The organism is Dictyobacter formicarum (assembly GCF_016587435.1).
Genome location: NZ_BNJJ01000002.1, coordinates 358,865 through 373,258, shown reverse-complemented (window position 1 = coordinate 373,258; position 14,394 = coordinate 358,865). Strand labels below are relative to the sequence as shown.

At 48.2% G+C, this 14,394-nt stretch carries 13 protein-coding genes; 6 read left to right on the top strand and 7 right to left on the bottom strand.

What is annotated here, in order from left to right; translation table 11 throughout:
• The first annotated feature begins 2 nt into the window (after window positions 1-2).
• Both JMI88_RS04160 and rsmG read left to right on the top strand, forming a co-directional pair.
• The gene (locus tag JMI88_RS04160; protein ID WP_201360472.1) at window positions 3-2,204 is read left to right on the top strand and encodes a vWA domain-containing protein; all 2,202 of its coding nucleotides are present in this window, start codon (window positions 3-5) and stop codon (window positions 2,202-2,204) included.
• Between the two features lies 1 nt (window position 2,205).
• Window positions 2,206-2,925: a 16S rRNA (guanine(527)-N(7))-methyltransferase RsmG gene (gene rsmG / locus JMI88_RS04155; protein WP_201360471.1), complete on the top strand. Its 720-nt coding sequence runs from the start codon at window positions 2,206-2,208 to the stop codon at window positions 2,923-2,925.
• A 72-nt stretch (window positions 2,926-2,997) separates the two neighbouring features.
• Here the strand turns inward: rsmG and JMI88_RS04150 are convergent, their stop codons facing one another.
• From JMI88_RS04150 to JMI88_RS04130, 5 genes are all read right to left on the bottom strand, one after another.
• The gene (locus JMI88_RS04150; protein WP_201360470.1) at window positions 2,998-4,329 is read right to left on the bottom strand and encodes an adenylosuccinate synthase; all 1,332 of its coding nucleotides are present in this window, start codon (window positions 4,327-4,329) and stop codon (window positions 2,998-3,000) included.
• A gap of 96 nt (window positions 4,330-4,425) precedes the next feature.
• Window positions 4,426-5,919, bottom strand: a complete 1,494-nt coding sequence (locus JMI88_RS04145) for a spermidine synthase (protein WP_201360469.1) — start codon at window positions 5,917-5,919, stop codon at window positions 4,426-4,428.
• A 51-nt stretch (window positions 5,920-5,970) separates the two neighbouring features.
• Window positions 5,971-7,032, bottom strand: a complete 1,062-nt coding sequence (locus JMI88_RS04140) for a hypothetical protein (protein ID WP_201360468.1) — start codon at window positions 7,030-7,032, stop codon at window positions 5,971-5,973.
• Window positions 7,033-7,542: 510 nt separating this feature from the next.
• Complete coding sequence (locus JMI88_RS04135) at window positions 7,543-8,028, bottom strand: M67 family metallopeptidase (RefSeq protein ID WP_201360467.1); 486 nt, start codon at window positions 8,026-8,028, stop codon at window positions 7,543-7,545.
• Window positions 8,029-8,270: 242 nt separating this feature from the next.
• Window positions 8,271-8,957 carry an HAD family hydrolase gene (locus tag JMI88_RS04130; RefSeq protein ID WP_201360466.1) on the bottom strand — a complete coding sequence of 229 codons (687 nt, stop codon included), beginning with the start codon at window positions 8,955-8,957 and terminating at the stop codon, window positions 8,271-8,273.
• A 284-nt stretch (window positions 8,958-9,241) separates the two neighbouring features.
• On the opposite strand from JMI88_RS04130, the gene JMI88_RS04125 reads away from it, so the two are divergent.
• Window positions 9,242-9,511 carry a hypothetical protein gene (locus JMI88_RS04125; RefSeq protein WP_201360465.1) on the top strand — a complete coding sequence of 90 codons (270 nt, stop codon included), beginning with the start codon at window positions 9,242-9,244 and terminating at the stop codon, window positions 9,509-9,511.
• Window positions 9,512-9,574: 63 nt separating this feature from the next.
• Complete coding sequence (locus JMI88_RS04120; RefSeq protein WP_201360464.1) at window positions 9,575-9,805, top strand: hypothetical protein; 231 nt, start codon at window positions 9,575-9,577, stop codon at window positions 9,803-9,805.
• Window positions 9,806-9,918: 113 nt separating this feature from the next.
• On the opposite strand, the gene pdxR is transcribed toward JMI88_RS04120, so the two are convergent.
• A complete protein-coding gene (pdxR, locus tag JMI88_RS04115; RefSeq protein WP_201360463.1) occupies window positions 9,919-11,427 on the bottom strand; it encodes a MocR-like pyridoxine biosynthesis transcription factor PdxR in 1,509 nt (502 codons plus the stop codon).
• Between the two features lie 165 nt (window positions 11,428-11,592).
• Here pdxR and JMI88_RS04110 point away from each other — a divergent pair, with 165 nt between their 5' ends.
• Both JMI88_RS04110 and JMI88_RS04105 read left to right on the top strand, forming a co-directional pair.
• A complete protein-coding gene (locus JMI88_RS04110; protein WP_201360462.1) occupies window positions 11,593-12,597 on the top strand; it encodes an SIS domain-containing protein in 1,005 nt (334 codons plus the stop codon).
• 37 nt (window positions 12,598-12,634) lie between these two features.
• Window positions 12,635-13,213 carry a peroxiredoxin gene (locus JMI88_RS04105; RefSeq protein WP_201360461.1) on the top strand — a complete coding sequence of 193 codons (579 nt, stop codon included), beginning with the start codon at window positions 12,635-12,637 and terminating at the stop codon, window positions 13,211-13,213.
• A 63-nt stretch (window positions 13,214-13,276) separates the two neighbouring features.
• Here JMI88_RS04105 and JMI88_RS04100 read toward each other — a convergent pair whose 3' ends face one another.
• Window positions 13,277-14,191 carry an energy-coupling factor transporter transmembrane component T family protein gene (locus tag JMI88_RS04100; protein ID WP_201360460.1) on the bottom strand — a complete coding sequence of 305 codons (915 nt, stop codon included), beginning with the start codon at window positions 14,189-14,191 and terminating at the stop codon, window positions 13,277-13,279.
• Between the last annotated feature and the right edge of the window lie 203 nt (window positions 14,192-14,394).

Sequence of the window (14,394 nt, the reverse complement as noted above, 5' to 3'; positions counted from 1 at the left end):
GCATGTTTAACCGATTTTACCGAAATCGTTATGGTTATACCCGTTGGGATGGAACGCAAAAGATAGAAGGCATTGATGCGGATGATATACTCAACGCACTTGCCGATGATTATATGGAGGATGGCAACCTGCAGCAGGCGCTAAAGCGTCTGATGCAGGAAGGCATCAAGGGACAGGACGGCCAGCGTGCCATGGGCTTACGTGAGATGATGGAGCGCATGCGCAATACGCGTAGAGAGCAACTCAATCGTTACAACATGGCATCGGGTGTAATGGATGATCTGCGAGAAAAGTTGGAAGAGATCAAAAAGCTTGAACGAGACGGCATTCAACAGCGCCTGAACGGTCAGAAGCCAGAGTCCCACTCAAATCCTTCTGAGCAGAGTGGTAAGCCAGGCGAGCAGGGGCAGCAATCTCAGAGGGAAGAGCAAAGACAGCAAGGGCAAGCGGGTCAACAATCTCAGGTGGGAAGTCAGGGTCAGCAGAGCCAGGGCCAGACCGGCCAACAAAGCCAATCAGACCAGAGTGGCACAGAGGGAGATGGACTGACTCCTGAACAGAAGCAGCGCATGTTGGAAATGATTGCGAAGCGTAAGCAAGATTTTCTCGATGGGCTGCCCAAAGATATTCCTGGCCAGATTAAAGGCTTATCTGACTATGACTTTATGGATGAGCAGGCACGCGAAAAATTCAATGAATTGTTGCAAAGCTTGCAGCAGCAAATGATGCAGCAATTTTTCCAGGGCATGCAACAATCATTGCAGAATATGTCGCCGGAAGATATCTCCAACCTGCGTGAAATGATCCGCGACCTTAATAAGATGCTGCGCGAGCGACAGCAGGGTCTCGAACCTGACTTCGACGCATTTATGCAGAAGCACGGCCAGTATTTTCCAGGAGTCAACTCGCTGGACGACCTGATCGAGCAGATGCAGCAGCAATCTGCAGCTATGCAGGGTATTATGGACAATCTCTCACCGGAACAACGTCAGGAATTACAGGACCTGATGGAACAACTGATGGGAGACGATCGTATTCGCGTAGACCTGATGGAACTGGTGCAGAATCTAGAGGCAGTGGCTCCTTCAGATCAGATGCGTACACGTTTTCCCTTCCGTGGCGACGAATCGCTGCCATTGAACGAAGCTATGCGTGTCATGGGCCGCATGCAACAAATGGATGGGCTGGAAGAACAATTCCAGGAAGCCCGGCGATTAGAAAACATGGAAGCCATCGATAGCCAGAAAGTGAAAGACTTATTGGGCGATGAAGAGTACCAATCAGTCGAGCAGCTAAAAGCGTTGATGAAGACCCTGGAAGAAGCTGGCTACATCCAGAAAAAAGGCAATCGCTGGGAGTTAACGTCCCGTGGCATTCGCAAAATTGGACAGAAAGCGCTGCAGGATATCTTTAACAAGATGAAGCGAGATGGTTTTGGCCGGCATGTCAGCCCCTTCCGTGGCGTAGGTGGTGAGCGTACCGACGAAAGCAAGGCCTATCAATTTGGAGATCCATTCCTGCTGGATCTGGAAAAGACATTGATGAATGCTGTTCACCGGCGCGGTACCGGTACTCCCGTCAACCTGGCCAAGGAAGATTTCGAGGTCTATCGCACCGAATTTACGACTCAATCATCGACAGTATTAATGATCGATATGAGTCTAAGTATGATCTATAACGGTTGCCAGCAAGCTGCCAAGAAAGTAGCAGTTGCCCTGGAAAGCCTGATTCGTTCGCAGTTTCCGCGTGACAACCTGTATATTGTCGGCTTCTCCTACATGGCCCGGGAATACAAGCCCAACGAGCTATTGGAACTCAGCCGTTATGATAACGAGCGCGGCACCAATATGGCTCATGGTCTGATGCTGGCTCGTCAACTGCTTGCTAAACAACGAGGGACCAATAAGCAGATCATTATGATTACCGATGGCGGGCCGACCGTCTGGCACGAGGAAGAATATGGCTGGCAATTCGCCTACCCAAGTCCTTTTGCTGAGCAGCAGACCCTGCTAGAGGTACAGCGTTGCACGCGTGAGAACATTACCATTAACACATTCATGCTCTATGACGATCATTGGATGGTAGCGTTCGTCAACCAGCTGGCTCAGATTAACCATGGCCGTACTTTTTATGCGGACAAAGACAACCTGGGAGAATATCTCCTGGTTGATTACCTGAATAGTAAGCGGAAGTTAGTATCGTAAAATGTCTGAAGATCTCTTATCCGTATTCCAAGCAGGATTAGAGCAACTGGGTCTTCCTCAACAACTTGAGGAGGCCTTTTTGCTCTATCGCCAGGAGCTACTGGATTGGAATACGCGGTTTAATTTGACAGCAATCAAAGATCCAGGGGAAGTGTTGATAAAACACTTCCTCGATTCATTATCTTTGCTGCAAGCATACGATCAACAAAAGGATATACGTCTACTCGATATTGGTACAGGGCCCGGATTTCCCGGCCTGCCATTAAAAATCGTGCGACCCGAGTGGAGAGTCACCTTGATTGAAGCTACGGGCAAGAAGATCACGTTCTTGCAGCATATAGTTGACATTTTGCAGTTAAAGAACGTGAAGATCATCCATGGAAGAGCTGAGGATATCGCCCATCAGCGCAACTATCGTGGGGCCTTTGACCTGGTGACTGCGCGGGCTGTCTCCTCATTATCAGCCTTACTTGAATGTAGCGCGCCTTTTTGTCGCGTAGGGGGAGCTATTGTTCTGCCAAAGAAAGGGGAGATGGGAGAGGAACTGGCACAGGGGAAGCAAGCTGCCAGCCTGCTTGGGACACGCCTGACAGCCGACGTTCCAGTAACGCTGAAAGGGCTGGACGATGGCCGGCGACTGTTATGCTGGGAACAGTACAAGGTCTGTCCCCTACAATATCCTCGTTCCTGGGCCGTACTCACCAGGAATCCCCTGGCATAAACTTATCAATACATTACAGAAGGGGATACACGAAGCTATGCGTGTATCCCCTTCTGTAATGTATGAACCAGCTTATTTAATAGCATTTCTCGGATAATGATTATCATAAGTTGGCTCGGCCAACACATCCTGAATCTGAAGCGTTTTTCCGCGCTGTGGGCTCAACGAAACCATAACGATCGGTGTTTCCAGAACCTCTTCCAGGCGTTTCAAATAATTCTTTGCAGCAGCAGGCAGTTCATCATAAGTGCTGATGCCACTGGTACTGCTTTGCCAGCCTTCAATCTCCTCATAGATAGGTTCACAGGCGGCCAGATCATTTGGAGCGGCAGGAAGGTTATGGATCGTTTGTCCACGCAGATTATAGGCGGTACAAATTTTGATTGTAGGTAGCGTATCCAGCACATCCAGTTTCGTGATGACAGCAGCATCCAGTCCATTAATTTGCGCGATAAAGCGTCCCGCCACGCCATCAAACCAACCGCAGCGACGTTCGCGGCCATTATGAATCTTGTATTCATGGCCACGCTCACGTAGTATATCAGCTGTAGCAGCATCAAAGATTTCAGTAGGCATTGGGCCGCTACCGATGCGTGTCGTATAGGCCTTATAGATGCCGACGACGCGATCGATGCAGCGCGGAGGAAGTCCAGCTCCCACGGCCGCATTGGCTGCCATCGTAGAGGAAGATGTTACATACGGATAGGTGCCAAAATCTATATCCAGCAGTGCCCCTTGCGCACCTTCTAACAGAATAGTCTTATGTTCCGAGAGTGCATCCAACAACATTTTTTGTGTATCAGCGACATGTGAATATAATTGCTGACCATATTTAAAATACTCGCCATGAATTTCTTCTAACGAAAGAGCGGGTTGTCCATAAATCTGGGTGATCATACGATTCTTTTGTTGAAGAATCATCGACAATTTGGCGCGAAATGCATCAACATCGAGTAGCTCTGCCATTCTGATCCCTGTGCGCGCATGTTTATCCACATAGGCAGGAGCGATACCACGAGGAGTGCCTTCTAATTTTTCTCCTATGCGCGACTCTTCCTCCAGACGATCCAGCACAAAATGATATGGCATAACGACATGCGCCCGCTCACTAATATAGAGCCGTGAAACATCGATGCCCTGTGCCTGTAGTAATTCTAACTCATCAAGGAGAGCTTTAGGATCGACAACAACTCCATTGCCAATGATGCAAGTAGTATTGGGGAAAAGAATACCCGAAGGAACGAGATGAAAGGAAAACTCGCCCCCATCATGTACCACACGATGGCCAGCATTGTTGCCACCTTGATAACGCACCACATAATCGGCGCGCATAGATAGCTCATCAACAACCTTGCCTTTTCCCTCATCTCCCCACTGTGCACCAATAACTGCTACTACCGCCATGATCGTATATCCTCTCAGCTTTCTAGGTTCGTCTACCCATGCCTGATGGAGAACCCTTATCCCATTACAACAAATTTGCTTTGCTGCTGTCAATATTCAGGGTTGCAAAATGTAGTTAAGCAACAACTGATCAGTAATCTGCTCAATTGGTGCTTTGTCATCGGTAAAGACTATTCCTCCGTCTGTGCGACCACGTGTAGCCACGGGCAGAACTTCACTAGCAAGTTGTCCCAGCGTTGTATCGACCGGGAACTGAGAAAGATTCGTACGGAACGTTTCAAGCGAGGTTGGTTGCATGGTGGCCATAATTTCAGTATTAATGGTACCCGGCACATTGAAAACATAGACATTTGGAAAAACCGTACTCAACGTATTGACAAAGGCCTGCACCAGACGATAGTCATGCGCAGTATGGCCAGTATTAAGGGCGACCACACCTGTGGGTGAAAGATGGTCACGAACCTGCGTAAAAAACTCACGAGTTGTAAATTGAAAAGGAATATAGGGTTGCTGGAACGCATCAATGGCCACTACATCGTAGGTATGATGGGACGAAGCCAGAAATGTTCGTCCATCCTGAGTATACACATGAAGGTTGGGTTCATTCATATTGAAATAGCGTCGTCCAACGTCAACAATCGCGGGATCGATTTCAGCCCCATCAATTTGAACCTGCGGATAGACCTGAGAAAACTGACGCGCCACCGTGCCTCCAGCCAGCCCGATAATACCAACACGCTTCAATTGATCAGGTTTAAAGCCCTGATTAAAATAAGGAGCGGCTAAAAAGTAGTCCCAGTACCAACCAGTAAGTTGTGCCGTACTATCTGGATTATAAACCGAGTGAATCGCCTGCCCCTCATTCAGAATGAGTTGGCGTGTACCATCGGACTCTTTCGTCACCTGGATGTAGTTATAAAAAGACTCCTGCTCGTAAATCAAATGGGGAATCTCTTTCAATGGACCCAATTGCACCATCTGGACCGCAATCAGCAGTACAGCCACTGCTGGTAAAGGTAATAACGAGGTAACGCGACGCCAGCGAGGGAAAATACCCCATAGAGAGGCCGCGAATAGAACAACTCCAAAGATAAGAAGTGTGCGCCGTACGCCAACGGTAGGAATCAGCCAGAGCACTGGTAAAAAAGCTCCCAGAATGCTACCAACTGTAGAAATGGCATAGAGCGAGCCACTGATACGGCCACTCTTTTTCACATCACGTGTAATCAGTCGAATTGCAAATGGTGAAACGAGTCCAAGCAGAATAACTGGAATAGCAAACAGCAACATCGTGCCAACCAGCGAACCAAGAAAAATGCCGACGGAGACTTGTTCGAGCCCAGTGACAGACCAGGTAAGAATGCTTTGACATACGAAGGGAATAATTATGATGGAAAGAGCGGCTGCCGCAGTAATCACACACAACACATGTGTATGAGGATAGCGATCAGCAACGCGCCCTCCCAAAAAGTAACCCACCATCAGGTAAAGCAGAATCAGACCGATGAGATTGCCCCAAATAAAAAGCGAGGTACCAAAATAGGCCCCCAGGAGACGTGATGCGCACATCTCAAGAGCTAAACTTGTCATGCCACTTACGAACACCAGTCCGCTCAGAAAGTATTTCAACTTTTCCTCCGATTATGGTGTCCCGGTTTGTGTAAATTGGAACTTACCAATCATGATATTGTAATACGCAGTACTTACTTGTGCAAATTGAGCATCCGGTGCCTGAAATTCCAACACAAATGTTTTCCCTTGATGAACAGTCACACAGATAATAACATGTTCCTTTGTTTGATTATCGTTCATATAGGCAATAGCCGCAGTTGACCAGGTTTCGCCTCCAATGGTTGCCGCCTGACCAGTAGGTGGCTGAGGAGCCTCATAGCCAGGTTTACTGGCATACATAGTTTGAATTTCAGCGGCCAATAGCTGATCTGCAGCCGCCGTTGGATTATCCAAGCGCTTGAAAGCAGCAATTTGATCAGGTTGTTGTGGATTGACAAATTGAGCGCCAGTAACATTGGGAAGGGCGCTAGCCTGCCAGCCCACCGGAAACTGATCTATAAAGCCATCTGGAGCACACTGGCTACCGCACCATGTAAAGCCAGCCTCTGGTACTGTTGTTGGAACAGATAGTGGCGTAGCTGTTGCCCCTCCTGCCGGGGATACCGGAGCAGTGGTAGAGGTAGGTACTGCTAATGTAGTTTTATGCGTTGGAAGGGACTTCTGTGTTGCTCTTTGCCGATTATTCTGGCTGGTCACATAAATTGTAGAAAGGCCAACAGCACCTATAACGACCAGCACCAGACAAATACATGCAATAAGAATTGCTGAATGCGAAGGTCCTCTGCGCGATTTTGGTGCAGAGAACTGACTGCTGGAGGGAGCTACATAGCTTGAATGTTGAAATGATTCATAAATGGGTGTTTGTGGATAGGGGCCGCGTGGATTAGAAAGTCCCTGGCTATTTCTGGAAGGGAGGATGATAGCTTCAGTTGCCTCGTGATGGAAACTACTGGGAACACTATTTGCCGCATAAGCTGGATCAAACGCTGGCGTTGCTGGAAGCGCCGGAACTGGTCCAGCAAAATTTCCCTGTGTTGGCATACTGAACTGGGGAGGTCGGGATTGGGAAGAAGGATAGATTACGTGAGCATGCTGTAATGACTGATCATTTTTTGACGACGAGGAATACATATTAGACGTCGTTGGATTGTTCAGAGGACCGAATAGGGTTCCACAACGTTCACAGACCTTCCCAGTGGATTGTAACTCATTCCCACAGCCTGGACATTTCATTTTTTTCTATCGTGCAGATACCCCTGCCTTGAGGCATAGGGAGGAAGCACGCCTCCTTCTGTGTGCTCTTTCGTGTCGTATCCCGCGCGGGAGGCCGGCTTTGATGGGAACTGCCAACTTCCACCGCTTGTGCAGATGATGTGTGCTGTGGAGATAGTCCATCTCGTGCACACTCTTCGGATCCTGATTATAACGTATTTATGAAGGTGTGGCTAGACTTATAACCAATTCGCTAACAATTACAGCATGCTTTAAAAAGCCTTTGGAAAGGCCGTTTGAGCGCGGCTCGTTGCGTCGCCAGAGCTCTTCCGTTGGAATTGCTCAATTTCCAGGAAAGATGATAGCTTCCCAGGCGGCTACGCTCATCCAAATGAATGGCATCGCGTTTTTAACATTCTGCTTAATGCATTAAGACGTTTGAATGGCGATAGGAATAATGTTTAGTCCGTTATTCTCAAAATGGTGATAGGCAATCAGGGATGTGGGAGAGACCTCTCCATTCATTGCATGGAGCGAGGCCTCATCAAAAGGACCTTTAATAATGATCCATGCCCATGGGATATGTTGGTCCTGATTAACACGTTGCATATTCTCGCAATCTGTAGCGCTGGCCATGGGGAAGCCAGTTGGATGGCTATGATAGACACCAATAATTTGATCCGGATAGAGAAGTTCCGTCTGAAGCAGTTCATCTGGAGCGAACTCAAAGTACACAGGTGAAGCCGCTGTATTCTGCAACGGATAGGTTCGATCGACATGCCAATTGCCATCCGCATCGATCTCACCTAAAAGCACCCCACATGCTTCTATATTGGGGCGCTGTGAAATATCCTCGAAAAGAGTAGAAAGCGTTTCTTTTTTTAGCGCCAGGTACAGAGAGGAATATTTATCCATATACGCTCCTTAAACGTGGTAGCGGATACTCTAAATATAGAGATAATAGATGCTTTTCTTTTGCAGTTACTATAGCATGGCTGGCAAGAAAGCACTGCAGTACATAGCGCTAGATATATTGAATTAATATATAAAAGGGATAAGGACAGCTGATGATGCGTAATCAAGCTGGCTTATCCCTACCATTTTAGTGCATTATAACACCAGAGATAAAATCATAACACCAGAGATAAAATCGCGCTCTAGTGTGAAGTTTTCCCCTGGCCCCAGAACTGTTCTACCGGCACGTTTTTGAGATCAGCAATATGCTCAACGACAATGTCGGGAACATAATTGTCCGGGAAAGCTTCTTTTGCATACTTCCCCTGTTTTACAAAGACCGTGGTAATGTGGTCTTTCATAACTTGCTGAACATCAAACAAAATTTTGGGTTTATCATCAATGATAACATAGTGATCGCCGGGGTAGCGCTGTTTAATCTCCTCAATGTGCTCCTGTTTATGCACAAAGAGCAGGACACGACCATTGACCGCCTCGGCCAGAGCACTATTAAAAATTTTGTCGGCCTGATAATCGAGGTCTCCATCAGAGACGATCACGACGGTGCCGATACTATTTAAATACTGTAAAGTTTCAAAGACCTCAGGAAATAAAGCCTTTTGAAAAGGAAAATTCTCAAACATGGAAGCCACATGCTGGAAAGTTTGCCCATCTAACTCAGCTTGAGAAGAACGTTCACGGAAACGCTGCAGTGTCAAAGGAATATCTACGACACCACGTTCTTTTCGTACCTCTTCATAGAGGTTCCAATAGCGCTCCGTCAAGGATGGTCCCAGTTCCACCAGCAGAACTTGATTCTGCTCTTCTTTAATGCTATCGTTATCAAGCAAAGTATTATCGACATCAATCCAGAACACAAGTGTTGACATGAATTCTCTCTCTTATCTATGGTAAATAAGCATAAATCGATTGGAACGTAGATATATACAGAAACCAGATATCATTCATAGCTTCTGTATGTCTGTATACGTTTAATGATACGTTCCTTTTTTTTATTTTGTTTCGATTTTCGTAGATATATCAGAAATTAGTTTGTTTAACAATTGGGTATTGGTGGAAGAACTATGCTGATATATTGAGAGAGTTGTATACTACAGGATGGTCTGCCAGCGTGCGTGATCAGGTGATAAAGTGATGTTCAAGAGGAGCAAAAATGAAAGTTATTTTTAAAAGCAAAGATTTCGCCAGCGTTGAAGGTTCAGGTTTTGGCTTTAATAATCGGCGGCCAATGGCCAATGCATGGCAATATCAGGGCAGGGTACAGCACCGCCAATGGAATGGCACATATGAATGCGAATGGGAACAGAGTGAGAACAAGGCCAGGCAGCCAGAGCTACTGTGGGTGGTACGTGGAGACTCACGGCTCTTTGGCCTGGCAGCTGGCCTCAAATCCAAGGGATTTACCGTCGATGTCGAACCATAACTGCTTTAACCTTTTCCTCGTCCTTCCTCATGGGCTTCGCGGAAGGTCAGGCAGGCCACCATCTTGCTAGAGCAACATAATGGCTATGTCCACCTGCAAATCCACGACAACGGCAAGGGCTTCAATCCTGATCAACTCTTTCCAGGACATCTCGGAGTCCTCTCCATGCAAGAACGCGTCAAAAAATGGCTGGCATCCTCCACATCGACAGCCATCACCAGCAAGGCACCACCATTGACGTACGCTTACCCTCAGTACAAAAGGCAGACACACAACTATAATCCCAGCCGTTGATGTTTCTGCTTTGTTTGTCAGATAAAGCGACCTGGCTTACATCCATTAGCTATGTACTCCATGAGCGCTGGCTACACATAACGTCAGCTCAGCCTGTCTACACGGCCTTTCAGTTAACTGAGTAGCAGGGCGCGAGCGAGATTTTGAATGCCGTGGTGGATCTCTTGCTGGTTGTAGGCGGCATAGCCGAGGAGGAGGGCGTTGAGAGGAGGATATTGGATGTAGTATTTTGAGATAGGGGTGACGGCGACCCCATAATAAGCAGCCTGTTGGGCGACGGTCGTATCCTGAAGATCTTTGGGCAGGTGGGCGAGCAGGTTCATGCCAGCGGAGGCGGCTTTGATGGATATTCGGCCTTCAAGCTCTTTGTGGGCGACTTCAAGCAGGATGGCCTGGCGTTCCTCATAAAGGGAGCGCATGCGACGCAGATGGCGGGCAAAATGTTCTTGAGCCATGAAGTCAGTCAGCACCATCTGATCGAGCATATGGGCGTGGCGGTCGGCGGCGGCGCGGGCGGCCCTGAAGGCATCAATGAGTTCGGGTGGGGATACCAGATAGCCGAGGCGCAGGGCAGGGAAGAGGACTTTGCTGAATGTGCCGATATAGATAACGCGGCCTGCCTGGTCAAGCCCCTGTAAGGAGGCCAGGGGATGTCCAGCATAGCGATATTCACTATCATAATCGTCTTCGAGAATCCAGCTTGTGGTCTGAGATGCCCAGCGCAATAAGGCCAGGCGACGCGACAGACTCATCACCGTCCCAACAGGGAACTGGTGCGAAGGTGTCACATAGGCCATGCGTGCCCGAGGACTCCTGGCGATCCCCTGTGTCACATCCAGTCCCTCGTCATCAATTGGGACCGGTATCAATTGTGCCCCACCGCTCACTAAGGCTCCTCGTGCTCCCATGTAGCATGGATCTTCAATCCACACCTCATCTCCTGTATCAATCAAGAGCTGTACAGCCAGATGCAGAGCCTGTTGTGAGCCAGCCATAATAATGATCTGTTCTTCAGTACAGTGAACCCCACGAGCCACCTGTAGATATCTGGCAATCTCTTGCCGCAATGGACGATAGCCAGCAGGATCGCTATAGCCAAAGTCGGCGGGCTGGATATTCTTCCATCTTCTGGTCGCTAGCTGTGACCAGAGCTTAAAAGGAAACTCATGCAAAGCCGGTATCCCAGGGCGAAATGCCTGGTGTTGTACCACTTGATCCCATTTCTGAAATGGTGCCACCGCCGAAGTAGCAATCATCTTGCCACGCTCAGAAAGTGGATCAGGGGGTGGAAGTATTTCATTTGTCTTTTTGCCGCGTGTTTGCTTGTCTGGTAGGCGTAGCAACTCATCTGGCAGTACCTGTTCAACATAGGTGCCGCTACCCACCTTGCCATAGATATAGCCCTCGGACAACAATTGATCAAAAGCCTGGATAACCGTAGCTCGCGAAATACCTAGTGTTTGTGCCAGTGTACGTGTCGAGGGCAACTTAACACCCCCTGGTAACGTACCTGCCAATATCGCCTGCCGCATTGTCTCATATAGCTGCCGATACAACGCAACTCCGGACTCTGGATCTAGCATCGGCGAAAGCAGTGAAGCCTTCAGTACATTATTATCCATCAATCTGCGTTCAGCCCTTCTATGCGTCTGAAGTGGTATGGCTATTATAAAAGAAAATGGTTCTGTTCACAAGTCCATTTTTGTTTTATCATTGCCTCACCTATGAATGCAGGTTTCAGCATTGTTAAAGCAAGGGATTCTAGCAGGAGAAGGAGTAAGTATCACATGGATTTTGCGCTTGATAAGCAGATTGTTTCCCAGGCCGCTGCTATTCGCTCATTAGTGGCACGTATTAGCTCGCCCACGTTGGATAGCGAGCGACCATTTATTTTTTCGGGTATTGGTACTTCTTTGCATGCCTGCCGCGTGGCCGCTTATTGGTTGTATGAACTCAGTGCAGGGCGCATACGTGCCAGTGTACTCAACGCCCATGAACTGGCTCTTTCCGCGCCAATCTCAAGCCAGGATCAAGTTATCGTAGTCAGTCATCGCGGCACAAAACGTTTTCCCCGAGAGGCCCTCACGCGCGCACGCCAGGCAGGAGCTCTAACCATCGCCATTACCGGCTTAGATGCACCTGTTCAAGATGCTGACTTCACTATCCAAACATGTCCTGGTGAATTGTCGGGAACACATACAGTTTCATATACAACCGCATTGACCGCATTGGCGCACCTGGTTGCCAGCGTCACAGGAGAAGCGGGACGTCATTTTCTATCAGCTATCCATAGTGTCCCCGACGCTATCGAGAGTACGCTAGCGCAGCCTGCCCCTCGTGCTATTGCAGAGAATCTGGTAAATCGAGAGCCGATCCTATTAGCAGGTATGGGCATAGATGCTATTACAGCAGTCGAGGCAGCCCTTAAGATTAAAGAAGGAACCTATCAATGGGCTGAAGGTATAGAGACAGAAAACGCCTTGCATGGACCGCCAGCGGCCATACGTGCAGGTATGGGAGCCGTGGTTATCACTCCTACCTGGGAAGATGGAGGGCGCACCCAGGTTTTACTAACGAGCCTGAAAGATCTAGGGGCAAAGGTCTATACCTGTGGAAGCGGACAAGAAGATTTGAGCTTTACCGCTGTTGAACGCCTGGCACGACCGCTGGTAGCTATTATCCCCCTACAGCGTTTGACCGCCGAAATCGCCAGGATCAAACACAGCAATCCAGACGAGATCCATCGTGATGTGGAACCCTGGAATATAGTAATGGGCAATATCATACTATAGTATCGAAGTGATGTCTCACATCAGTTAGGAGTTGAATATGTCAAACTCAGAGAATATATATGAATTGCCAAAAAATCTTCCTGTGCCGGTTGATGATGGAGCATGTAATCACCTTACTGGGCTCCAACTTCCTTCGGTATCTTTACAGTCAACTGTCGGTTCTCTAGTCGAGCTTGCATCATTGCCAGGGAGAACAGTACTCTATTGTTATCCTCGCACCGGACGGCCAGATCAGGACTTGCCAGATAACTGGGATCTAATCCCGGGAGCAAGAGGATGTACTCCACAATCATGTGCCTTTCGCGACCACTATCAAGAGCTTCAGCAGGCCAGGGCTACGCAGGTGTTTGGAATAAGCACCCAGGCCAGCTCCTATCAGCAAGAAGCTGTACAACGCCTTCATCTGCCCTTTGCCTTGTTAAGTGATGCCGCATTGGCTTTCACAAACGCATTATCCTTACCAACGTTCGAAATTGCGGGTATGACCCTGATGAAACGTCTGACACTCATTAGCGATCATGGGCGTATCGTAAAAGTCTTCTATCCAGTATTTCCTCCTGACAAAAATGCCACGGAGGTTCTTTCATGGCTCTCAGAACATCCTCTGGATGACTGATTTCAATGAATAGCGCCAGCAGCTTGTGCTACCTTACAACAACCAGTTGTTGTAAGGTAGTTTTTAATGGGTGAAAAGAGCATATGGGATACCTTGAATATGTAGAATATGGAGAGGGCCGCTTGCGTAATAATTTCCGAGAATATTGAGAATTGTAATGGCGAAGAAGGTGATCAGGGTGAGGATCACAACCAGTTGATCAATGCGGCGAAAGCGCAACTCTGTCAACCAACTACGTTTACCACTGCCGAAGCAGCGTAACTCCATGGCATTGATAATATCTTCCGCCCCCACAATAGAGCCAATCACCAGAGGCACTATCAAGGGAGCAAGCCGAGCAATTTTACCAAATACGCCGCCGCGAAGCTTATCGATTTCAAAGCCGCGGGCCCGCTGAGCATCCATTGTCGTACTGAAATCGCGCCCAACGGTCGGCAAAAAACGAAAGGTTAGATCGACCGCATAGGAAATATTATCAGGCACACCAAGCCCTTTAATAGCGCGCGCAATGTGGCTGGGATTGGTTGTATATGGGAGGGAGATAGCCAGAAATGCGATGCCGAAGTTACGCATAGCCTGCGTCGCGAGAAACGTGAGATTTTCGATGCTAATAGGCAAAGCAGTGATGCCAATAAACGGTGAAGAGGATGTAAAGCCTATAAATGGCAACTGATAGAATACGTGGGGAGTTACAACATCAGTACCACGAATGATAACGCCTCCCGAGACAAAAAAATTGGAGAGGACAATCATAATATTCAGCGCGATAACAAAATACCAGGTTCGCCTGGTTTCCGACCACTTCAAGTAAGTTTGCCGATAGTACAGCATAGCTCCAATCAAAGCAGCGAGTATAACCCAGAAATTAGATGTTTGAGCAACAGCAAAGCTGAATGCGAAGAGTAAAAGCAACTTTGCCCGCGCATCCAGGCGATGGACAGGTGAGTCACGCTGAATATAAGGAAAATTGATCAGCATACTAGAATCCCTCAGAGTGCCTCGCGGCCTAGGGAACGCAGGCGTCCCCACGTTTTTTTCAGTGTTGGTGCAACAGGTGCGCATCCGCGCACCTGTTGCACCAACACTGAAATGACTCCTGAGCACCGCAGGTGCGAAAGCTCAGGAAGGCTGCAGGCGATGATCTTGCGAATCAGACACTTTCTCAATTGCGATAGCAAAAG

Coding starts and splice junctions, on each gene's coding strand:
- JMI88_RS04160 (WP_201360472.1), top strand. CDS start 3: ATGTTTAACCGATTTTACCGAAATCGTTATGGTTATACCCGTTGGGAT.
- rsmG (WP_201360471.1), top strand. CDS start 2,206: ATGTCTGAAGATCTCTTATCCGTATTCCAAGCAGGATTAGAGCAACTG.
- JMI88_RS04150 (WP_201360470.1), bottom strand. CDS start 4,329: ATGGCGGTAGTAGCAGTTATTGGTGCACAGTGGGGAGATGAGGGAAAA.
- JMI88_RS04145 (WP_201360469.1), bottom strand. CDS start 5,919: ATGACAAGTTTAGCTCTTGAGATGTGCGCATCACGTCTCCTGGGGGCC.
- JMI88_RS04140 (WP_201360468.1), bottom strand. CDS start 7,032: ATGTATTCCTCGTCGTCAAAAAATGATCAGTCATTACAGCATGCTCAC.
- JMI88_RS04135 (WP_201360467.1), bottom strand. CDS start 8,028: ATGGATAAATATTCCTCTCTGTACCTGGCGCTAAAAAAAGAAACGCTT.
- JMI88_RS04130 (WP_201360466.1), bottom strand. CDS start 8,957: ATGTCAACACTTGTGTTCTGGATTGATGTCGATAATACTTTGCTTGAT.
- JMI88_RS04125 (WP_201360465.1), top strand. CDS start 9,242: ATGAAAGTTATTTTTAAAAGCAAAGATTTCGCCAGCGTTGAAGGTTCA.
- pdxR (WP_201360463.1), bottom strand. CDS start 11,427: ATGGATAATAATGTACTGAAGGCTTCACTGCTTTCGCCGATGCTAGAT.
- JMI88_RS04110 (WP_201360462.1), top strand. CDS start 11,593: ATGGATTTTGCGCTTGATAAGCAGATTGTTTCCCAGGCCGCTGCTATT.
- JMI88_RS04105 (WP_201360461.1), top strand. CDS start 12,635: ATGTCAAACTCAGAGAATATATATGAATTGCCAAAAAATCTTCCTGTG.
- JMI88_RS04100 (WP_201360460.1), bottom strand. CDS start 14,191: ATGCTGATCAATTTTCCTTATATTCAGCGTGACTCACCTGTCCATCGC.